This is a genomic window from Duganella phyllosphaerae, assembly GCF_001758785.1.
In the GTDB taxonomy this organism is placed as follows: domain Bacteria; phylum Pseudomonadota; class Gammaproteobacteria; order Burkholderiales; family Burkholderiaceae_D; genus Rugamonas; species Rugamonas phyllosphaerae.
Genome location: NZ_LROM01000071.1, coordinates 1 through 21,561, shown reverse-complemented (window position 1 = coordinate 21,561; position 21,561 = coordinate 1). Strand labels below are relative to the sequence as shown.

The following is a 21,561-nucleotide window of genomic DNA, read 5'->3' as shown; positions in this document are numbered from 1 at the left end:
GCCTCACTGTGCTCAAAAGCCCGCCTTGTGCGGGTTTTTTTACGTTTCGAATGCTCTCCCGATGTCGGTTTCGGTATCAAAACTGCCAAAAAATTGATTGGTTTGTTTTCCTGCTCACAAATATGATCTTTTTTAACGGCCGAGACAGGCCTGGGTAGAGCCACATAACAATGAGCACTGGAGACACATGAACACCACGATTACCGGGACCACTTCGTCCCGCGCGCAGCATCGCCTCGTCCTTAAAGCGGGCGTCGCCGTTTTGGCAGCGGCCGGGCTGCTGTCTGCTTTCCCTGTCATGGCGCAAGAGGCATCGGCCCCAGCCCCAGCCCCCGCTGCGGCACAAGCACCTGTCGCCGATCCCAACGTGTCCGTCGTCACCGTGACCGGCATGCGCCGTGCCGCCGAATCGGCGCAAAAGATCAAGCAGGATGCCGACAACGTGATGGATTCCATCGTCGCGGACGATATCGGCAAATTCCCCGACACGAACGTGGCGCAAACCCTGGCCCGGGTGACCGGTGTGCAGGTCAGCCGCAATGCCGGCGAAGCGGACACTGTCCTGATCCGTGGCCTGCCCGGCATCGCCACGCTGCTCAACGGCCGCGAGATGTTTACGACCACCGGCCGCTATATCCAGTTGGCCGACATTCCGTCGACCATGCTCCAGCGCGTGGATGTGTACAAGTCGCAGAGCGCGGACCTGGTCGAAGGCGGCATCGCCGGCGTGATCGATGTGCGCACCAATCGTCCGTTCGACTTCAAGGAATTTACCGCCAGCGCCCAAGTGGGCGGCAAGAACAAGGACAAGGCCAACGCCACCGATCCCGAACTGTCGGGCATGGTCTCGAACCGCTGGAACACCGGCATCGGCGAAGTGGGCGCACTGTTCGGCGTGTCTTCGGTGAAGGACCGCTTTGCCGAAGAGCGGGTGTTCCAGACCTTCCCGATTTTCAAGGGCGGCGCTGCCGATCCGACCCTGACCGGTCCCGACCTGGTAGGCCTGCAAAATATCCACGGCCAGCGCAAGCGCCAGGCCGCCAATTACGCGTTCCAGTGGAAGCCGAACGCGGACCTGGAGGTGTATGCGGAAGGCCTGTATTCGACGCTCAAGCGGACCACCGATACCGATTTCTTCGTTGGCCTGCCCTGGAATACGCCGGACGCGGTGCGCGTCACGCGCATCCCCGGCACCAATCAGACCGAGACCATCAACTCGACCAACACGTTCACCATCCTGTCCACCCAGGTGCTTGGTTCGAAGACGACGTCGTCGCAGCATGCGGTAGGCGCCAAGTGGCGCGTTACGCCGGGCCTGCGGGTTAGCTCGGAGCTGGCCGTCACCGACAGCAAATACGATTGGAGCAATCCGATCCTCGACACCAGCACCACCGCCGATAGCGCCTACATCAAGACCAATGCCGGCAAAAGCCCGTTTGCACAGTACACCGGTTCCGGTTTGACCGATCCAAGCAAGATCACGCTGCTGCAGTTCTTCGACCGCTACGGCTACGACAGAGGCAAGTCCACCGACTGGCGCGCGGACGGTACCTGGACGCCGGAAGCCGACGGCTTGTTCAAGGACGTCAGTTTCGGCGTACGCACCAATGAACGTAAGGCCAATTCGATCAAGTCCGAGGAGGGCAGCGTGCCAGCGACTGCTGGCGTGACGATGGCCAGTGTTCCGGGCCTGGCATGCACCACGCCTGGCATGTCGGAGAACTACGGCACCGCCGGTTGGTCCACGCCCTGCGGCAGCTATTTGATCAACAACACCGCGTCGGTGCGCCAAATTGCTACCGGCTCGTCGGCGCCCAAGAACATTGATCCTGCATCGTTCTTCAGCAATACCGAGAAGAACTACGCGGCATACGTGAAAACCCGCGTAGGCTTCGACCTGGGCCAGTACCCGGTTGAAGGCGTGATTGGCGTACGCGTTTCCAAAACCGATGCGACCATCGATGCGAATAACACGACCTTCGACACCGACGGCAAGCCCGTCTACACGGCGACCACCAGCAAGTCTTCGGGCACCGAAGTGCTGCCAAGCGCTAACTTCAAGCTGGAGATCCGCAAGGACCTGCTGGCCCGCTTCGCTTACAACAAGACGCTGACCCGCCCGAATTTTTCGGACCTCAATCCGGCCACCGCCTACATCAGGCCTAACGGCACCACCAACGTTGCCAGCGCCACCGGCGGTAATCCGGGCCTGAAACCATTCACCGGGCAAAACTTCGACACCACCCTGGAATGGTACTTCGCCCGCACCGGCTCCTTGAGCGGCACGGTGTTCCGCCATAACTTCGACGGCTACATCGTCAACCGCGTGGTGTCGGAAACCTTCCAGGGCGTACCGTACAACGTCACCCGCCCGACCAACTCGGACAAGGGGCACCTGCAGGGCGTCGAAGTGGCGTACCAGCAGTTCTACGATGGTTTGCCCGGGTGGTTGAGCGGCTTCGGTTTGCAGGCCAACGTCACATACACCGAAGGCGGTGTGACTTCGGCCACCAATCCAGCCCAGTCGGACAAGCCGTTCCAGGGCATGTCGCGCCTGTCATATAACATCGTGGGCCTGTATGAAAAGGACGAGTGGTCGGCACGCCTGGCTTACAACTGGCGTTCGAAATACGTGCTCACCTATGGCGATACGCCCGATGCGGCCAACCTGGCAGGCAAGGACCTGACCGTAGCACCGGTATCCTCGCTCGACGGGTCGCTCAGCTACAAGGTGAACAAGCACGTCACCGTCAACCTGACCGGTACCAACCTGCTCAACTTCAAGTACCGCGATTACTGGGATAACGAGAACGACTTCCCGCGCGATACCCGCCGCTATGACCGCACGTTGGGGTTGTCGATGAACCTGAAGTACTAAGCAGTTTTGCAGAGGTAGCTAGCAGATGTCGAATCAAAAATTATCACTGTTGGAAAAAGTGGGCTTCGGCGCCGGCGACATGGCGCTGAACGTGGTGATCTCGTCGATGATGTTGATCATCACGTTCTTCTACACCGACATCTACGGCCTCAAGACCTCCGACCTGGCGCTGCTGTTCTTCGTCGTCAAGGTGGCGGGCGCCATCGGCGACCTGATTGTCGGCCAGCTCACCGACCGCTACACCAGCCTGCGCATGGGCCGCTACCGCCCCTGGCTGCTGGCGCTGGCCATCCCTTACGGCATCAGCGTGTTCTTCGTGTTTACCACGCCGGACTGGGAATACAGCGCCAAGCTGGTGTGGGCCTACTCCACCTACATCATCATGACCCTGATGACGTCGGGCGTGGGCGTGGCCTACATCTCGCTGCCCAGCAGCCTGACCGACGATCCGCAGGACCGCCTGTCGGCCAACGGCTACCGCCTGTTCTTCGCCAAGATCGGCGCCTTCATGGTGACGGTGGTGGTGCCGGTGCTGTCCGAGCGCTGGGGCCACGGCAACGCGGCCGTGGGCTACCAGGCCGCGATGGCGGTCATGGCGGTGATCGGCGTGGTGCTGTTCCTGTTCTGCGTATTTACCACCACCGAGCGCGTGCGCCACGTGGTGCAGCGCCAGTCGCTGTCGGACCAGATGAAGCTGCTGCTCAAGAACGACCAGTGGCTGATCCTGTGCGGCGTGTGCGTGGTGGGCACCATCGGCTACGTGGTGCGCGCCTCGGCTGCCATCTACTACGCCAAGTATTACCTGGGCGGGAACACCGCCACCGTCTCCACGTTTTTGTCGATCGGCGTGGTCGCGGCCATCCTGTCGATGATCGCGTCCACGTGGATCACCAAGTTCTATTGCAAGGTCAAGCTGTTCCGCTGGTCGCAGATAGCGGTTGGCGTGATCAGCTCGCTGATCTACTTCGTCGTCAAGCCTGGCGATGTGATGCTGGCGTTCGTGCTGTACTTCGTGCTGTCGTTCGTGGTGGACCTGCACGCGCCGGTGTTCTGGTCGGCGATTGCCGAGACCATCGACTACGGCCAGGTGAAAACCGGCAAGCGGGTTTCGGGCTTTGCCTACGGCGGTATTTCGGTGTGCCAGAAGGCCGGCATGGGCATCGCCGGCGTGCTGGTAGGCTGGCTGCTGACGTACTTCCAGTATGCGCCCAACCACGAGCAGACCGCGTTCGCGCTGCACGGCATCGTGCTGATGGTCACCCTGATTCCGGGCTTTTTCCATACCGTGATGGGCTTGATGATGTTCCGCTACCGCGTAACCGACCAGTACTATGCACAGGTGAAGAAGCAAATGGCTGTACAACCCCCCGTGACCGTTTAAATTGGATACCGAAGCAATGCAAACCCCAGACATCCTGCAACCGCTGATCGAACAGCGCGCCGACCCGTTCATCATCCGCCACACCGACGGCTATTACTACTTTACCGCCTCGGTGCCGCAGTACGACCGCATCGAACTGCGCCGCGCCACAACCATCGCCGGCCTGGCGGACGCGGAAAAAGTCGACGTCTGGCACAAGCCGGATACGGGCGCGTACAGCGAACTGATTTGGGCACCGGAGATCCATTTCAACGACGGCGCCTGGTATGTGTACTTTGCTGCCGCACCGAGCCGCGAGATCAAGTACAAGCTGTTCCAGCACCGCATGTACGCGATCCGTAACACCAACCCCAATCCTTTGATCGGCGAGTGGGAGTTCATGGGCCAGATCGACACCGGCATCGACACCTTCTGCCTCGACGCCACCACCTTTACCCACAAGGGCCAGCTGTACTACCTGTGGGCGCAAAAGGACGTGGCCATCGAGGGCAACTCCAACCTGTACATCGCCCCGATGAAAACACCGTGGCAGCTGGGCGGCCCGCCCGTCATGCTGAGCAAGCCGGAGTTCGACTGGGAGATCCGTGGCTTCTGGGTCAACGAAGGCCCGTCCGTGCTGAAAAAGAACGGCAAGATCTTCATCAGCTACTCGGCCAGCGCCACCGACGAAAACTACGCGATGGGCATCCTGTGGGCGGACGAAAGCGCCGACGTGCTCGATCCGGCAGCGTGGACCAAGAGCCCGCAGCCGGTGCTGCAGACGTGTTTCGAGAACAAGGTGTACGGCCCGGGCCACAACAGCTTCACCATCGGCGACGATGGCGAAACCGTCATGTTGGTTTATCATGCAAGAACTTACACCGAGATCATCGGCGACCCGCTGTGGAACCCGGACCGTCATACCTATGTGAAGCCACTGAAGTGGGACGCGCAGGGGATGCCGGTGTTCGGCAAACCTTCGATCGCTTGATGTTTTACATTGGGCCCCCGCCTGCGCGGGGGCGACGGAGCGCCTCGTCATTCCTGCGCATGCGGGAATCCAATTGAGAGCACGCCGCGGCCGGAAAGGATCACTCCTTCCGGCCGCATTCACATGGAGACACTCCTATGCAAACCTCAATCACCGAATCAACTTTCGGCCACATGCCCGACGGCCGCCCCGTCACCGAATACACGCTCACCAACGTCAACGGCATGATCGTCAAGATCCTCAACCTGGGCGGCGTGATCACCGAAATCCACGTACCGGACCGCGACGGCAAGCTGGCCGATGTCAACTGCAGCTTTGACGACGTCGCGTCTTACCTGGGCGACTCGCAGTATTTCGGCGCCCTGATCGGCCGTTACGGCAACCGCATCGCCAACGCCAGCTTCACTCTCGATGGCCAGCAGTACCAGCTCGACGCGAACAACGGCGCCAACCACCTGCACGGCGGCCTTGAAGGTTTTCACCGGCGCTTGTGGACCGCCGAAACCTTCGTGACGCCCAAGTCGGCCGGCCTGATACTCTCGTACCTGAGCGCGGACGGCGAGCAGGGTTACCCCGGTAACCTGGAAACCACGGTGATTTACGAACTGCGCGCCGATAACGAACTGCGTATCGCCTTCCACGCGATTACCGACCAGGCCACGCCGGTCAATCTCACCAATCACGCCTACTTCAACCTGGCCGCCGGCGGCGACATCCTCGGCCACGAACTGACCATCCATGCCGACCACTACACGCCGATCGACGATGTGCAGATCCCGCTGGGCGACCTGCCGCCCGTCGCTGGCACTCCATTCGACTTCCGCAGCGCCCAGGCCATCGGCGCGCGGATCGATGCCGACGACGAGCAAATTCGCAACGGTTTTGGCTACGACCACAACTTCGTCCTCGCCAAAAAGGCCGAGGGCGCACTGGAACTGGCGGCGCGCGTGCGCGAGCCGGTCTCGGGCCGGGTGCTGGAAGTGTGGACCCAGGAACCCGGCATCCAGTTCTACAGCGGTAACTTCCTCGGCGACTCGGTCAAAGGAAAAGGACGCATCTACGGCCATCGTAGCGCCTTTTGCCTGGAACCTCAGCACTTCCCCGATTCGCCCAATCAGCCCGCTTTTCCCTCGACGATTTTGCGGCCGGGCGAGGAGTACACCACCGTTATGGCCTACAAGTTCACCACCGGATAAATCGCTGAAACCGATATCCGTTTCGGTATCAAGATCGTTTAATAATTTATTGGAAAGTTATCTCAGTACATTTTAGACTGCTTTTATCGCTGTGCCGGCCTGGTATTTTCCAGCCGGCGCACAAGAATAACTGAGGAGATTTGCATGTCCGAGAACGACAACAAGAAGGTTAAGCTGCGCTCTGCCGAATGGTTCGGCTCCAATGACAAGAACGGCTTCATGTACCGCAGCTGGATGAAAAACCAGGGCATTCCAGATCACGAATTCCAGGGCAAACCGATCATCGGCATCTGCAACACCTGGTCCGAACTGACCCCCTGCAACGCCCATTTCCGCAAGCTGGCCGAACACGTCAAGCGCGGCATCCTCGAAGCCGGCGGCTTCCCGGTCGAATTCCCGGTCTTCTCGAACGGCGAATCGAACCTGCGTCCAACCGCCATGCTGACCCGTAACCTGGCGTCGATGGACGTCGAAGAATCGATCCGTGGCAATCCGATGGACGCTGTCGTGCTGCTGGTTGGCTGCGACAAGACCACCCCGGCGCTGCTGATGGGCGCCGCCTCGGTCGATCTGCCGACCATCGTGGTCACCGGCGGCCCGATGCTCAACGGTAAACTGAACGGCAAGAACATCGGTTCCGGCACCGCCGTCTGGCAGCTGCACGAGCAGGTCAAGGGCGGCGAAATCTCGATGCACGAATTCCTGGCCGCAGAAGCAGGGCACTCGCGATCTGCCGGTACCTGCAACACCATGGGCACCGCCTCGACCATGGCCTGCATGGCCGAGTCGCTGGGCACCTCGCTGCCGCACAACGCCGCCATTCCGGCGGTGGATGCGCGCCGTTACGTGCTGGCCCACATGTCGGGCATCCGCATCGTGGAAATGGTCCGCGAGGACCTCAAGCTGTCGAAGATCCTGACCAAGGAAAACTTCGAAAACGCCATCCGCGTCAACGCCGCCATCGGTGGTTCGACCAACGCCGTGATCCACCTGAAAGCCATCGCTGGCCGCATCGGCGTGGACCTGGAACTGGAAGACTGGACCCGCGTGGGCCGTGGCATGCCGACCATCGTCGACCTGCTGCCATCGGGCCGCTTCCTGATGGAAGAGTTCTATTACGCCGGCGGCCTGCCTGCGGTGATCCGCCGCATGGGCGACGGCAACCTGCTGCCCAACCCGAATGCGCTCACCGTCAACGGCAAGACCATCTGGGAAAACTGCCAGGATGCGCCGATCTACGACGACGAAGTGGTGCGCCCGCTGGACAAGCCACTGTTGAAAGACGGCGGCATCTGCATCCTGCGCGGCAACCTGGCGCCACGCGGCGCGGTATTGAAGCCATCGGCCGCCACCCCGGCGCTGATGCAGCATCGCGGCCAGGCCGTGGTGTTCGAGGACTTCGAACACTACAAGTCGCGCATCATGGATCCGAACCTGGAAGTCGATGCCAACTCGGTGCTGGTGATGAAAAACTGCGGCCCGAAAGGCTACCCCGGCATGGCCGAAGTAGGCAATATGGGCCTGCCGCCGAAGCTGCTGGCAGCGGGTGTGAAAGACATGGTGCGCATCTCGGACGCGCGCATGAGCGGCACCGCCTACGGTACCGTGGTGCTGCACGTGGCGCCGGAAGCGATGGCTGGCGGCCCGCTGGGCATCGTCCAGGATGGCGACTGGATCACGCTGGACTGCGCCGGCGGCGAACTCAATCTCGAGATCACCGACGAAGAAATGGCTGCGCGCCAGGCGGTCCGTGTGACCGGCAGCGCGCCGGGACCGAAGACCGGCTACCAGCAGCTGTACATCGAACACGTGCTGCAGGCCGACGAAGGCTGCGACTTCGACTTCCTGGTCGGGAACCGTGGTTCGGCCGTGCCGCGTCATTCGCATTAATTGGTATCAATTATGGTCCGTCGCGCTTGGCGGGCCGAAAGTCGTTAGCCGCCCAGTCGCCAGCCTTTGAGTCGTCATCCCCGCGTGCGCGAGGACGACGGAGCAGCGGTCAACGATTGCCGTGACCGCGGCGGCACGGCAGATAAAATTTCAGGAGACTTCCATGCTACTCATCCAATTCACCAACGAACAAGGTGCGCGCCAGGTCGGCGTGCTGGAACAGGACACCGTCCGCATCATCGACGGCTACAACACCACCTACGCGCTGGCGCAGGACGCCATCCGTAAATCGCTCGGCCTGGCCGCGCTGGCCGACAAGTCGATCGGCACCAACACCGCGTCGTTCGCGGCGATTGCCGCCGACGGCCGCCTGCTGGCGCCACTCGATCACACCGACGACGCCCATACCTACGTTACCGGCACCGGCCTGACCCACCTGGGCAGCGCCGACACCCGCGACGCCATGCACAAGAAAATCGGCGGTGACGTCGAAACCCTGAGCGACTCGATGAAAATGTTCCGCATGGGCGTGGAAGGCGGCAAACCTGCCGCCGGCGAGGCTGGCGTGCAGCCGGAGTGGTTCTACAAGGGCGACGGTTCCATCGTGGCTGCGAGCGGCAAGGACCTGGCCATGCCGGACTTCGCGCTCGACGGCGGCGAAGAGCCGGAAGTGGCGGGCCTGTACGTGATCGGCGACGACGGCCAGCCATACCGCGTCGGTTTCGCCATTGGTAACGAGTTCTCGGACCACGTGACCGAGCGCCAGAACTACCTGTACCTGGCCCACTCCAAGCTGCGCGTGTGCGGCCTGGGCCCGGCGCTGCTGGTCGGCGCAGCGCCGGCGCACATCGAAGGCACGTCGCGCATTATCGATGTCGATGGCAAGGTACGCTGGGAAAAGGCGTTCTTCAGTGGCGAGCAGAATATGTCGCACACCATCGCCAACCTCGAGCACCACCACTTCAAGTACCCGCTGTTCAACCGCGCGGGCGACGTGCACATCCACTTCTTCGGCACCGCGACACTGAGCGTGGCCGACAACATCGTGGTCAAGGAAGGCGAGACCTTCGAGATCGAGGCGCCGCAATTTGGCCCGGCACTGCGCAACAAGCTGGCCGTGTACAAAACCACCGTGGCGAAAGTGAAAGCACTATGATCGATACCAGCATCCTCACCGGCGCAGCACTGATCGCAGGCCAGGCCGTCAAAGGCACCGGCGCCGCCCTGCGCGCGTGGGACCCGGCAGCGGGCCAGTTGCTCGAGACCGAGTTTTTCGCAGTCGACAATGACCAGATCGACGCGGCGTGCCGCGCGGCGGAAGCCGCGTTCGACACCTTCCGCTCCATCAGCGACGAGCAGCGCGCCGTGTTCCTGGAAACCGTGGGCGAGCAAATCGTCGCCCTTGGCGACACGCTGGTCGAACGCGTGATGGCCGAAACCGGACTGCCGCGCGGTCGCGTGGAAGGTGAGCGCGGCCGCACCGTCGGCCAACTGAAATTGTTCGCCAACCTGCTGCGCGAAGGCTCGTGGAACGATGTGCGCATCGACGCCGCGCTGCCCGACCGCGCGCCACCGCGTCCCGACCTGCGCCTGCGCATGATCGGCCTGGGGCCGGTCGCGGTTTTCGCGGCCAGTAATTTCCCGCTGGCGTTCTCGGTGGCCGGTGGCGACACCGCTTCCGCGTTTGCCGCCGGCTGCCCGGTCGTGTTGCGCGGCCACTTTGCCCATCCCGGCACGTCCGAGCTGGTCGGCCGCGCGGTGGCCAGGGCAGTCGAGATGTGCGGTTTGCCCGGTGGCGTATTTTCGCTGCTGACCGGCGCCGGCAACGCCATCGGCCAGGAACTGGTGCGCCATCCGTCGATCAAGGCGGTGGGCTTTACCGGTTCGCGCGCTGGCGGCATGGCGCTGATGGCAGTCGCTGCCGCGCGCCCCGTACCGATTCCCGTGTATGCGGAAATGAGCTCGATCAACCCGGTATTCCTGCTGCCAGCCGCACTGGCCAACCGAGGCGAAGAGATTGCCGCCGGTTTCGCCGGTTCGCTCACGCTGGGCGTGGGTCAGATGTGCACCAATCCCGGCCTGGTGCTGGCCCTGGCCGGTCCCGAGCTCGATCGCTTCACCAGCGCCGCTGCGCAAGCACTGGCTGGCGGCGCGGCCGTCACCATGCTGTCGCCCGGTATCGCCGGTAACTTCCAGCGCGGCGTGGCGCAGCTCAAGGACCAGCCGAACGTTGCCACCGTAGCGCTGGCGCCGCAGGAAGAAGGCAAGGGCGCGCCGGCGCTGTTCGTCACCACCGGAGCGGCGTTCCTGGCGCAGCATGCACTGGGCGAAGAGATCTTCGGACCAGCCTCGCTGGTCGTGGCGTGCCGCGACGTGGCCGAGCTGTTGCAAGTGACGGAAAACCTGGAAGGCCAGCTGACCGCCACCCTGCAACTGGACGACGCCGACATCGACGCCGCCCGCGCGTTGTTGCCGGTGCTGGAACGCAAAGTGGGCCGCATCCTGGCCAACGGTTTCCCGACCGGCGTGGAAGTGGCCAGCGCCATGGTCCATGGCGGCCCGTTCCCGTCCACGTCGGACGGCCGTAGCACGTCGGTCGGTACCGGCGCCATCGTGCGCTTCCTGCGCCCGGTGTCGTACCAGAACCTGCCGCAGGCGCTGTTGCCGGCAGTGCTGCGCGATAGCGGTACGGAAGGCTGGCGTCGCCGCGACGGTGAGCTGACCCGCAAATGATGTAGATGCAAACTGCGAGCCCCGCCTAGACGGGGCCGCAGGCGCAGGCGCAAGCCTAAACTTCAGGAGACTGCATGACCCAGTTGGCCAAGTTCCCCAGCTTGCGCGGCAAGCGTGTATTCATTACCGGCGGCGGCACCGGCATCGGCGAGGCGATGGTGATCTCGTTCGCCGAGCAGGGCGCAAGAGTCGCCTTTGTCGACATCGCCCGCGACCCCAGCCTGGCCCTGTGCCGGCGCGTGAAGGAAGCCGGCTACCCCGAGCCGTTGTTCCGCGCGTGCGACATCACCGATATCGCGGCCCTGAAGGCCACCATGGCCGAACTGGCGGGCGCCATCGGCGACTTCGACATCCTCGTCAACAACGCCGCCAACGACCAGCGCCACGAAACCCAAGATGTCACCGTCGAGTACTGGGACCAGCGCATCGCCATCAACCAGCGCCCGATGTTCTTCACCTGCCAGGCCGTTTTCAACGGCATGAGGGAGAAGGGCGCCGGCGCCATCATCAATGTCGGCTCGATCTCGTGGCAGGTCAAGAATGCCGGCTATCCCGTGTATGCCACCGCCAAGGCGGCCACCCATGGCCTGACGCGTGGCCTGGCCCGCGAGTTCGGCGCCCACGGCATCCGCGTCAATACCGTCACGCCGGGCTGGGTGATGACCGAGCGCCAGGTCGAGCTGTGGCTCGATGACGCCGGCGAGCAGGATATCAAGCGCAACCAGTGCCTGCCCACCAAGCTGATGCCGCAAAATATCGCGTCGATGGTGCTGTTCCTGGCCGCCGACGACGGCGCCATGTGCACGGCGCAGGAATTCATTGTCGATGGAGGATGGGTTTAACATGGTGAAGAACTTTATTTCCGCGCTCGCGGTTGGCGTGATGGCCGCGCCAGGTGCAATGGCACTCAGCCCCACCAGTGATACGAATCTGACGGTATTGGCAAGCCCCGATCGACACATCACGGTCAGCGTCATCGCCAGGACCGGCAAGCCGTTGATGTACACCGTCGCGCGCGATGGCAAGCCGGTACTGCTGCCGTCGGCACTGGGCCTGCAGTTGCAGGGCGCCGACCTGTCCGGCGCGCTGACGATCACGAACGCGTCGCAGGACAAAGCGATCACCGACGACTACCGCATGGCGGTCGGCAAAAAGCGCGACATCAGCTACCGCGCCAACGAAAGAACCTGGACCGTGCAGAATGCACAGAACCAGAAGATGGACATCGTGTTCCGCGTCTCCAACGATGGCGTGGCCTTCCGCTACGTTGTCGCCGAACCATCGCTGCCGCGCAAGACGCTGGTGCAGGAGCGCACGACGTTCGCGTTCCCGGCGGGCGCGAAGGCCTGGCTGCAACCGATGTCGGTGGCGCAAACCGGCTGGGAGCGCACCAATCCTTCCTACGAAGAGCACTACCGGATGGACATCGCGGTGGGCACGACGTCGCCGTCGCCGGCCGGCTGGGTATTCCCGGCGCTGTACCAGAGCGGCGAGACCTGGGTCGCGCTGTCCGAAGCGGGTATGGACGGCAGCTACCAGGCTTCGCGCCTGGCGGCCGACTCCAGGGATGGGGTGTACCGCATTGGCAATCCGATGCCGGCCGAAGCCTATGGCGGCAAGGGCTTGCTGGCCGACGTGGCAGGCACGCTGACCACGCCATGGCGCCTGATCGCGCTCGGATCGCTGGCCACCGTCACCAACTCCACGCTGGGCACCGACCTGGCGGCACCCGCCATCAAGTTCGACGCGCAGCTGGTCAAGCCGGGCCACGCGTCGTGGAGCTGGGCGCTGCTCAAGGACGATGGCACGGTGTATGACGTGCAGAAGAAATTCATCGACTACGCGGCCGACATGCACTGGGATTACACCCTGATCGACGCCGACTGGGACCAGAAAATTGGCTACGAAAAGGTGAAGCAGCTGGCCGATTACGCCGCCACCAAAAACGTCGGCCTGCTGCTCTGGTATAACTCGTCCGGCCCGTGGAACGGCACCAAGTATTCACCGAAGGGCAAGTTGCTCACCCACGAGCAGCGCGTGGCGGAATTCAAGCGCATCCGCGCCATGGGCATCAAGGGCGTGAAGATCGACTTCTTCAACGGCGACTCGCAGGCGATGATGGCGTATTACGTCGATATCCTCAACGATGCGGCGGCGGCGGGCCTGCTGGTGAACTTCCACGGTTCCACGCTGCCGCGTGGCTGGCACCGTACCTGGCCCAACCTGATGACGATGGAATCGGTCAAGGGTTTCGAGTTCACCAGCTTCGAGCAAAAGGATGAAGATGCGATGCCCACCCACGTGGCCATGCTGCCGTTTACCCGCAACCTGTTCGATCCGATGGACTTTACGCCGATGGTATTCGGCGACATTCCCAACATCAAACGCACCAGCAGCAACGGCTTCGAGCTGGCCACCTCGGTGCTGATGGTCTCCGGCATCCAGCACTTCGCCGAGCGTCCCGAGGGCATGGCGACCGCGCCGGCCTACGTAAAAGACTTCTTGCGTGAACTGCCGCGCAGCTGGGACGACAGCCGCTACGTCGATGGCTACCCTGGCAAGTACGCGGTGATCGCGCGCCGCGCCGGCGACACCTGGTATATCGCCGGCATCAACGCCACCGGGGAAGACAAAACGCTCACGCTCGACCTGTCGTTCGCCGGCAGCGGCGCGGCGCGCATCATCAGCGATGGGGAAGCCGTCACCGGCAACCCCGCCAGTTTCAGCCAGCGCAGCATTGACGCCGGCGAGAAAGCAGTAGTCACCATCAAGCCGCATGGTGGCTTCGTAATAACAAAAAAACAGTAACCAGGAGACCCGTATGAACCCTATCAAACACGCCGTAGCCACCCTGTGCCTGATCGCCGCCGGCGGTTACGCTTATGCCGCGCCAGTGAGCGTCACCATCGACACCACTAGGCCCGGCCCGGTGATCAACAAGAACGTCTACGGCCAGTTTGCCGAACACCTGGGCACCGGCATTTACGAAGGCATGTATGTCGGCCCCAAATCGAAGATCCCCAACACCCGTGGCTGGCGTAACGACGTGATCGGCGCGCTGAAGGAAATGCACGTGCCGCTGGTGCGCTGGCCGGGCGGCTGCTTCGCCGACGAATACCACTGGCGTGACGGCATCGGCGCGCGCGAAAAGCGCCCGGTCAAGGTCAACACCAACTGGGGCGGCGTGGAGGAATCGAATGCTGTCGGCACCCACGAGTTCTTCGACCTGGCCGAGCAGCTGGGCGCCGACACCTACGTGAACGGCAACCTGGGCACCGGCAGCGCACAGGAAATGTCGGAATGGGTGGAGTACATGACCTCCGACAGCAAATCGACGCTGGCCGAACTGCGCCGCAAAAATGGCCGCGACAAGCCATTCAAGGTGGACTTCTTCGCCATCGGTAACGAGGCCTGGGGCTGCGGCGGCAACATGACGCCGCGCTACTACACGGACCTGTACAAGCAGACCGAAACCTTCCTGCGCGCGCCCAAGCACCTGCGCCCGCAAATCATCGCCAGCGGCGGCAACGATTACGACACCACGTGGACCGACATGATCAGCCGCGAGGCCAAGAAGCAGACCTACGGCATCAGCTTCCACTACTACACCATCCCGACCGGCAAGTGGGAAGTGAAGGGCGCGGCCACCGGCTTCAAGGAAGCCGAATGGTTCTCGACCCTGTCGAACACCCTCAAGATCGACAGCATGATCAAGAAAAATGTCGAAGTCCTGGACCGCAACGACCCCGAGAAAAAAATCGGCTTCCTGGTCGATGAATGGGGCACTTGGTACGACGTGGAGAAGGGCACCAACGCCGGTTTCCTGTACCAGCAAAACACGCTGCGCGACGCGGTGGTGGCGGCGCTTAACTTCAACATCTTCCACGAGCACGCCGACCGTGTGCGCATGACCAATATCGCGCAGATGGTCAACGTGCTGCAGGCGATGATCCTGACCGACAAGGACAAGATGCTGCTGACGCCAACCTACCACGCCTACCATATGTACGTGCCGTTCCAGGATGCGACGTCGCTGCCGATCACGCTCAAGGACAATCCGCAGTACTCGTACAACGGCAGCAGCATTCCTGAGATCAGTGCGTCCGCCGCGCGCGCCAAGGACGGCAAGCTGTACCTGGCGCTGGTGAATACCAATCCGAACCAGGAAGCCGAAGTGGCGGTCGATGTGCCGGGTGTGGCGATCAAGTCGGTCAAGGGACGCGTGCTGACCGCGCCGGCCCTCGACACCCACAACACCTTCCAGGCGCCGGACACCATCAAGCCTGTACCGTTCAGCGCGAGCGCCGGCGCCGACGGCAAGCTGACGATCAAGATCCCGTCGAAAGCGGTGATCGTGGTGGCGGTGGAGTAAGCGCCATGGCGGACACCGGCTGCGCGCGCCGTAAGGCCAGCGCGGCTGGTGTCCGTGCGCGTCCCCGCCTGCGCGGGGAGGTCGAAATTTTACGTCTAGGGTTACAATGAAGTCTCTCATCTCCTCGATCATTCTCGTTGCCGCCACCGTGGCAGCCCTTCCAGCGACCGCCAAAGAAGTCAGCGTCCACGACCCCGTGATGGCCAAGGAAGGCGATACCTATTACGTTTTCTCCACCGGTCCCGGCATCACTTTCTACAGCTCGAAGGACATGAAACACTGGAAGCCCGAAGGCCGCGTGTTTGCCGGCCAGCCCACGTGGGCCAGGCGCGCCGCGCCGACGTTCGACGACCATATCTGGGCGCCGGACATCCAGCATCACAACGGTAAATACTATTTATATTATTCGGTCTCCGGCTTCGGCAAGAATACGTCCGGCATGGGCGTTACCGTCAACAAGACGCTCGATCCGCGCTCGCCCGACTACCGCTGGGAAGACCAGGGCATGGTGCTGCAATCGGTGCCGGTGCGCGACGACTGGAACGCCATCGATCCGAACGTGATCGAGGATGAAAACGGCGACGCCTGGATGTCGTTCGGCTCGTTCTGGAGCGGCCTGAAACTGGTCAAGCTCAACAAAGAATGGACCGGCCTGGCAGAGCCGCAGGAGTGGCACGCGATTGCCGCCCGCCCGCGCAGCGACAAGGTGGCCGGCGAGTCTGCCGGCCCCGCCGAAATCGAAGCGCCGTTCATCTTCAAAAAGAACGGCTATTACTATTTGTTCGCCTCCTTTGGGCTGTGCTGCAAGAAGGCCGACAGCACCTATCACGTCGTCGTAGGGCGCTCGAAGTCGGTCAAGGGGCCTTACCTGGACCAGCAAGGCGTGGACATGGTCAAGGGCGGCGGCTCGCTCTTGATCGCCGGCGACAAGGACTGGAAAGGACTGGGCCACAACAGCGCCTACACCATGGATGGCAAGGACTACCTGGTGCTGCACGCGTACGAGACGGCGGACAACTACCTGCAAAAGCTGAAAATCATGGAAATGAAATGGGACAAGAGCGGCTGGCCGACCGTGGACCAGGCGGACCTGAACAAGTATCGCAGCGTGCTGCTGCCTGCCAAATGAAACCCCGACTTCGCCGGCTGGCTGCCGTCACCCTGATCGCTGTCACCAGCGCCGTCGCCGGTATCGTCAATGCGGCGCCGTTAAAGCTGTTCCCATTGCAGGACGTACGCCTGGGCGCCAGCCCATTCCTGGAAGCGCAGCAGACCGACCTCCATTACATGATGGAGATGGACCCGGACCGCCTGCTGGCGCCATTTTTGCGCGAGGCTGGCCTGCCGCTCAAAAAGCCGACTTACGGCAACTGGGAGTCCAGCGGTCTCGATGGCCACATGGGCGGCCATTACCTGTCGGCGCTGGCGTTGATGTTTGCGTCCACCGGCGACGCGGAAGTCAAGCAGCGGCTCGACTACTTCGTCGCGCAGCTCAAGCGCTGCCAGGAGAAGAACGGCAATGGCTACCTCGGCGGCATCCCCGAGGGCAGCGCCGTGTGGCAGGCCATCGCGCGCGGTGAAATGAAGGCCGATAACTTCTCGGTCAACGGCAAATGGGTACCGTGGTACAACCTGCACAAGGTGTACGCGGGCCTGCGCGACGCCTACAAGTACGCCGGCAACGAGGACGCGCGCACGATGCTGATCGCCTTGTCCGACTGGGCGCTGGCACTGAGCGCGCACCTGACCGATGAACAGATGCAGAACATGCTGCGCGCGGAGCACGGCGGCATGAACGAGGTGCTGGCCGACGTGGCCGAGATGACGGGGCAGAAGAAGTACCTGGACCTGGCGGTGCGCTTTTCGCACCAGGCCGTCCTGCGCCCGCTCGAAGAAAAGCAGGACAAGCTCACCGGCCTGCACGCCAACACGCAAATTCCGAAGGTGATCGGCTTCAAACGCATCGGCGACATGACCGGCCGGCGCGACTGGCAGCAGGCCGCGCAGTTCTTCTGGCAGACCGTGCATGACCATCGCACGGTGGCAATCGGCGGCAACAGCGTCAAGGAGCACTTCCACGCCTCCAACGATTTTACGTCGATGATCGACGAGGTGGAGGGCCCCGAGACCTGCAATACCTACAATATGCTCAAGCTCACCGAGCTGCTGTTCCTCGGCGATGCCAGGGGTTCGTACACCGACTACTACGAGCGCGCGCTGTACAACCACATCCTGTCGTCGCAGCGGCCCAATACGGGCGGATTCGTCTACTTCACGCCGATGCGCCCCAATCACTACCGCGTGTATTCGCAGGTGGACCAGGGCATGTGGTGCTGCGTAGGGTCCGGTATCGAGAGCCACGCCAAGTACGGTGAATTCATCTACGCCCACGGCAAGGATGCGCTGTACGTCAACCTGTTCATCCCGTCCACGCTCAAGTGGAAAGAGAAGAACCTCACCATCACGCAAACCAGCCAGTTCCCGGACCAGGACCGCAGCACGATTACGGTCACTGGCAACGGCAAGTTCGCCATGAAGATCCGCTACCCGTCGTGGGTGGCGCGCGGCGCCATGCAGGTGACGGTCAACGGCCGCGCGGTAGCCGCCAAACCCGGCGCCGACAGCTATGTCAGCGTCGAGCGCCAATGGCAGAGCGGCGACAAGGTGGAAGTCAAGCTGCCGATGACGACCTGGCTCGAGCAGATGCCGGACAAATCGAACTACTATGCCGTGCTGCACGGTCCCATCGTGCTGGCGGCGAAAACCGCGCCGATCGCGGGTGAGAAGCTCAGCTTCCTGGCCGACGACTCGCGCATGGGCCATATCGCTTCCGGCCCCGTGTGCCCGCTGGAGTCGGCGCCCACGCTGGTGAGCGACACGAAGGACTTCATGGACCGCTTCAAGCCGGTGCCGGGTCACCCGCTGACGTTCACGGCGCCGGGACTAGTCCAGGGCAAGGACGCGGGCAGCGTGGTCTTCATGCCGTTCTTCCGCCTGCATGATGCGCGCTATGTGATGTACTGGCCGTATTCCACGCCGGCCAACCTTCAGGCCATGCAGGCCAGGGCTGCCGAAGGTGAAAAGGAACGGCTGGCGTTGAACGCACTGACCATCGACCAGGTGGCGCCGGGCGAGCAGCAACCCGAGTCCGACCACTTCTTCAAGTCTGACGGCGGCGACGCCGGCATCAACCAGGGCAGGCACTGGCGCCATGCGACCGGCTGGTTCAGCTACGACCTCACCGACAAAAAAGCGGAGGCGCGCACGCTGCGCCTGACCTACGCCAAGGGCGACGCCGGGCGCAAGTTCGACATCCTGGTCAATGGCGAACTGCTGGCGCAAGTGGTGCTGGGCGACCAGGCCGATCAACCGTTTTACACGGTCGACTATCCGTTGCCGCCGACGCTGGTGGCTGCGGCCAGGGGCAAGCTGGTGGTGAAGTTCGTGGCCAGGGCCGGATCGGTCGCGGGCGGCCTGTACGGCCTGCGGCTGCTGCGGTCATACCCGAAATGATATGGAACATGCGCAAAATATGATTGGATAGATATTTCCTCAGCCCTTAGTATTTGTTCGATAAATACGAACTATAAGTACGTGCCATTCGGAGACTGAGGAGTCGAATATGAAGCTGAAAAACATCACTACCATCATCGTTGCTGGCCTGGCCCTTGCTGGCGCCACCGTGGCGCATGCCGCCAATCCGTTGCTCCCCAAGATCTTCACCGCCGATCCGGCCGCCTTCGTGGAAGACGGCGTGGCCTACCTGTACGTGGGCCGCGACGAAGCCACGCCCAAGGACAAGGACTACGTGATGAAGGAATGGCGCCTGTACTCGAGCTGCGACATGAAGAACTGGACCGACCGCGGCGTGCCGCTCAAGCCGTCCGCCTTCAAGTGGGCGATCGGTAAAGTCGATGCCTGGGCCTCGGACATCGTCAAGCGCGATGGCAAGTACTACTTCTATTCGACCGTCGATCACGCCACCATTCCCGGCCGCGCCATCGGCGTGGCGGTCGCCGACAAGCCGGAAGGCCCGTTCGTGGACGCGCGCGGTTCGGCGCTGGTATCGAACGACATGACCAGGGAGTCGCCGATCGCCTGGGATGATATCGACCCCGGTGTGTTTGTCGATGACGACGGCCAGGCCTATCTGTACTGGGGCAACACGGTACTGAAATACGCCAGGCTGAAAAAGAACATGACCGAGTTCGATGGTCCGATCGTCACCGTGGGCATGGACCGCTTTACCGAGGCGCCATACCTGCACAAGCGCAACGGCATCTACTACCTGTCGTACTCGCGCGAGTTTCCGGAAGAAACCGCGTACGTGACCGGCCCGAGCCCCACCGGCCCGTGGACCTATCGCGGCGTGATCATGTCAAAAAACAAAGTGGTCAAGACCATCCACCACGCGTTCATCGAATTCAACGGCAAGTCGTACATCGTGTACCACAACGACAAGCTGCCTGGCGGCGGCGAGTACCGGCGCTCGGTGGCGGTGGAAGAGTTCACGTACAACGCCGACGGCACCATCCCGTACATCAAGCAGACCGCGGACGGGCCACAGGCCAACCCCAGTCCTGCTTGCAGCAAGTGAACGAGTGATATCGAAACAAGCGGTGTTGACTAAAAATCTATACCGTTTGTGATATCATTTTTCCTATGGAAACTAACCCGAACTGGTTTTTACGCGCACGCCTCAAGACGCGCCAGCTGCTGCTGCTGATCGCACTCGACGAACAACGCAACATCCACCGCGCCTCCGAAGAGCTGCACATGACGCAGCCGGCCGCGTCCAAGCAGTTGAAGGACCTGGAAGAAATGCTGGGCGTGCAGCTGTTCGACCGTCTGCCGCGCGGCATGGAGCCGACCATCTACGGCGAAACCATGATACGCCACGCCCGCATGGCCCTGACCAGCCTGTCGATGGCGCACGAGGACATCGTCGCCATCAAGGCCGGCCTGGCCGGCCAGGTCGATATCGGCACCATCATGACACCGGGGATTGCGCTGCTGCCGCAGGCGATCACGCGCACCAAGCAGGCCGCGCCGCGCCTGCGCATCGGCGTCGAGATGGAACAGTCCAACGTGCTGCTCGAGCAGTTGCAGCGCGGCCGCCTCGATTTCATGATCGGCAGGATTCCCGAACGCCAGAGCGCCCAGGGCTTGAGTTACGAAGAGCTGGGCGACGAGCCGGCGTGCGCGGTGGTGCGTCCGGGCCATCCGCTGCTCTCTGCCCGCAACCTGCAGCTGCGCGACATTTCATCGCAGCCTTGGATCCTGCCGCCGCAGGGCAGCATCCTGCGCGCGCGCTGCGAACTGATGTTCCGCCGCGCCGGGCTGGAAGTGCCGTTCAACGTGATCGACACCACGGCGGTACTGATGATCAAGCCACTCCTGCAGCAGACCGACGCGCTGAACGTGATGCCGGTGGCGGTGGCGCAGTACTACGAGTCCCAGGGCGTGCTGAAGATTCTGCCGATCGAGCTGCCGTGCCGGATGGACGCCTACGGCATCATCATGGTCGATGGCCACCTGATGTCCCCAGGGGCGCAGCTGCTGCTGCGCTATGTGCGCGAAGTGGCGCGCGAGATTTACTGACCGATGTCCGCGGCAAGCGGTCGGGCCGAAGCTGGCAAAGATATCAGGCAGCACCTTGGCCTCTGACGTGATTGCCCGTCCGGCGCGGCTCTGGCACACTGACCGGACTATCAACCATGGTCGTGGGGATGTATGGGCAACGAGGTGTGGCAGAAGCGTTGGTGGAAGTGGCCGGCGAGGGTGGTGCTGGCCCTGGTGGCTCTGGTACTGCTGATGGTGGCCGGCGGCTGGCTGTATTTGCGCGCCAGTCTGCCAGTGCTGGACGGCACGCAGAAGGCGCCCGGCCTGCAAGGTGCTGCCAGTGTGGCGCGCGATGTCCACGGTGTGCCGGTGATCAGCGGCACCAGCCGGCTCGACGTGGCGTATGCCACCGGTTTCGTGCACGCCCAGGAGCGCTACTTCCAGATGGACCTGCTGCGCCGGGTGGCGGCCGGCGAGTTGTCGGAGCTGTTCGGCCCGCGCGCGCTGCCCAGCGACCAGGCCCACCGGCTGCACCGGCTGCGCGCCCGCGCCGACCTGGCGCTGGCCGCGCTGCAGGCC

General features: G+C 62.7%; 15 protein-coding genes. All 15 read left to right on the top strand.

Annotated features, from left to right (window positions below; genetic code table 11):
* Positions 1 to 187 precede the first annotated feature (187 nt).
* On the top strand, positions 188 to 2,878 hold the full coding sequence (locus tag DUPY_RS08390) for a TonB-dependent receptor (RefSeq protein ID WP_070247377.1): 2,691 nt from the start codon (positions 188 to 190) through the stop codon (positions 2,876 to 2,878).
* A 25-nt stretch (positions 2,879 to 2,903) separates the two neighbouring features.
* Entirely contained in the window at positions 2,904 to 4,259 is a 1,356-nt protein-coding gene (locus tag DUPY_RS08385) for an MFS transporter (protein WP_070247376.1), read from the top strand.
* A gap of 16 nt (positions 4,260 to 4,275) precedes the next feature.
* Positions 4,276 to 5,229 (top strand): glycoside hydrolase family 43 protein, encoded by a 954-nt coding sequence (locus DUPY_RS08380; RefSeq protein ID WP_070247499.1) that lies wholly within the window; start codon positions 4,276 to 4,278, stop codon positions 5,227 to 5,229.
* A 137-nt stretch (positions 5,230 to 5,366) separates the two neighbouring features.
* A complete protein-coding gene (locus DUPY_RS08375; RefSeq protein WP_070247375.1) occupies positions 5,367 to 6,425 on the top strand; it encodes an aldose epimerase family protein in 1,059 nt (352 codons plus the stop codon).
* Between the two features lie 144 nt (positions 6,426 to 6,569).
* Positions 6,570 to 8,315: an IlvD/Edd family dehydratase gene (locus DUPY_RS08370; RefSeq protein WP_070247374.1), complete on the top strand. Its 1,746-nt coding sequence runs from the start codon at positions 6,570 to 6,572 to the stop codon at positions 8,313 to 8,315.
* Between the two features lie 163 nt (positions 8,316 to 8,478).
* Positions 8,479 to 9,471 carry an AraD1 family protein gene (gene araD1 / locus DUPY_RS08365; protein WP_070247373.1) on the top strand — a complete coding sequence of 331 codons (993 nt, stop codon included), beginning with the start codon at positions 8,479 to 8,481 and terminating at the stop codon, positions 9,469 to 9,471.
* Complete coding sequence (locus DUPY_RS08360) at positions 9,468 to 11,048, top strand: aldehyde dehydrogenase (NADP(+)) (protein WP_070247372.1); 1,581 nt, start codon at positions 9,468 to 9,470, stop codon at positions 11,046 to 11,048. Before araD1 ends, DUPY_RS08360 begins: the two co-directional genes overlap by 4 nt.
* A gap of 74 nt (positions 11,049 to 11,122) precedes the next feature.
* Positions 11,123 to 11,890 (top strand): SDR family NAD(P)-dependent oxidoreductase, encoded by a 768-nt coding sequence (locus tag DUPY_RS08355; protein WP_070247371.1) that lies wholly within the window; start codon positions 11,123 to 11,125, stop codon positions 11,888 to 11,890.
* A gap of 1 nt (position 11,891) precedes the next feature.
* Positions 11,892 to 13,856, top strand: coding sequence for a glycoside hydrolase family 97 protein (locus DUPY_RS08350; protein ID WP_070247370.1), 1,965 nt, complete (start codon positions 11,892 to 11,894; stop codon positions 13,854 to 13,856).
* A 13-nt stretch (positions 13,857 to 13,869) separates the two neighbouring features.
* A complete protein-coding gene (locus DUPY_RS08345) occupies positions 13,870 to 15,420 on the top strand; it encodes an alpha-N-arabinofuranosidase (protein ID WP_070247369.1) in 1,551 nt (516 codons plus the stop codon).
* Between the two features lie 106 nt (positions 15,421 to 15,526).
* On the top strand, positions 15,527 to 16,549 hold the full coding sequence (locus tag DUPY_RS08340; protein WP_070247368.1) for an arabinan endo-1,5-alpha-L-arabinosidase: 1,023 nt from the start codon (positions 15,527 to 15,529) through the stop codon (positions 16,547 to 16,549).
* Positions 16,546 to 18,933, top strand: a complete 2,388-nt coding sequence (locus tag DUPY_RS08335) for a glycoside hydrolase family 127 protein (RefSeq protein WP_070247367.1) — start codon at positions 16,546 to 16,548, stop codon at positions 18,931 to 18,933. The genes DUPY_RS08340 and DUPY_RS08335 overlap by 4 nt, the downstream gene beginning before the upstream one ends.
* Positions 18,934 to 19,042: 109 nt before the next feature.
* Complete coding sequence (locus DUPY_RS08330) at positions 19,043 to 20,017, top strand: glycoside hydrolase family 43 protein (RefSeq protein WP_070247366.1); 975 nt, start codon at positions 19,043 to 19,045, stop codon at positions 20,015 to 20,017.
* Between the two features lie 65 nt (positions 20,018 to 20,082).
* Complete coding sequence (locus DUPY_RS08325) at positions 20,083 to 21,021, top strand: LysR family transcriptional regulator (RefSeq protein WP_070247365.1); 939 nt, start codon at positions 20,083 to 20,085, stop codon at positions 21,019 to 21,021.
* 132 nt (positions 21,022 to 21,153) lie between these two features.
* Positions 21,154 to 21,561, top strand: a 408-nt coding sequence (locus tag DUPY_RS08320; protein ID WP_167359050.1) for a penicillin acylase family protein, incomplete at its 3' end; no start/stop codon positions are given.

Coding starts and splice junctions, on each gene's coding strand:
- DUPY_RS08390 (WP_070247377.1), top strand. CDS start 188: ATGAACACCACGATTACCGGGACCACTTCGTCCCGCGCGCAGCATCGC.
- DUPY_RS08385 (WP_070247376.1), top strand. CDS start 2,904: ATGTCGAATCAAAAATTATCACTGTTGGAAAAAGTGGGCTTCGGCGCC.
- DUPY_RS08380 (WP_070247499.1), top strand. CDS start 4,276: ATGCAAACCCCAGACATCCTGCAACCGCTGATCGAACAGCGCGCCGAC.
- DUPY_RS08375 (WP_070247375.1), top strand. CDS start 5,367: ATGCAAACCTCAATCACCGAATCAACTTTCGGCCACATGCCCGACGGC.
- DUPY_RS08370 (WP_070247374.1), top strand. CDS start 6,570: ATGTCCGAGAACGACAACAAGAAGGTTAAGCTGCGCTCTGCCGAATGG.
- araD1 (WP_070247373.1), top strand. CDS start 8,479: ATGCTACTCATCCAATTCACCAACGAACAAGGTGCGCGCCAGGTCGGC.
- DUPY_RS08360 (WP_070247372.1), top strand. CDS start 9,468: ATGATCGATACCAGCATCCTCACCGGCGCAGCACTGATCGCAGGCCAG.
- DUPY_RS08355 (WP_070247371.1), top strand. CDS start 11,123: ATGACCCAGTTGGCCAAGTTCCCCAGCTTGCGCGGCAAGCGTGTATTC.
- DUPY_RS08350 (WP_070247370.1), top strand. CDS start 11,892: ATGGTGAAGAACTTTATTTCCGCGCTCGCGGTTGGCGTGATGGCCGCG.
- DUPY_RS08345 (WP_070247369.1), top strand. CDS start 13,870: ATGAACCCTATCAAACACGCCGTAGCCACCCTGTGCCTGATCGCCGCC.
- DUPY_RS08340 (WP_070247368.1), top strand. CDS start 15,527: ATGAAGTCTCTCATCTCCTCGATCATTCTCGTTGCCGCCACCGTGGCA.
- DUPY_RS08335 (WP_070247367.1), top strand. CDS start 16,546: ATGAAACCCCGACTTCGCCGGCTGGCTGCCGTCACCCTGATCGCTGTC.
- DUPY_RS08330 (WP_070247366.1), top strand. CDS start 19,043: ATGAAGCTGAAAAACATCACTACCATCATCGTTGCTGGCCTGGCCCTT.
- DUPY_RS08325 (WP_070247365.1), top strand. CDS start 20,083: ATGGAAACTAACCCGAACTGGTTTTTACGCGCACGCCTCAAGACGCGC.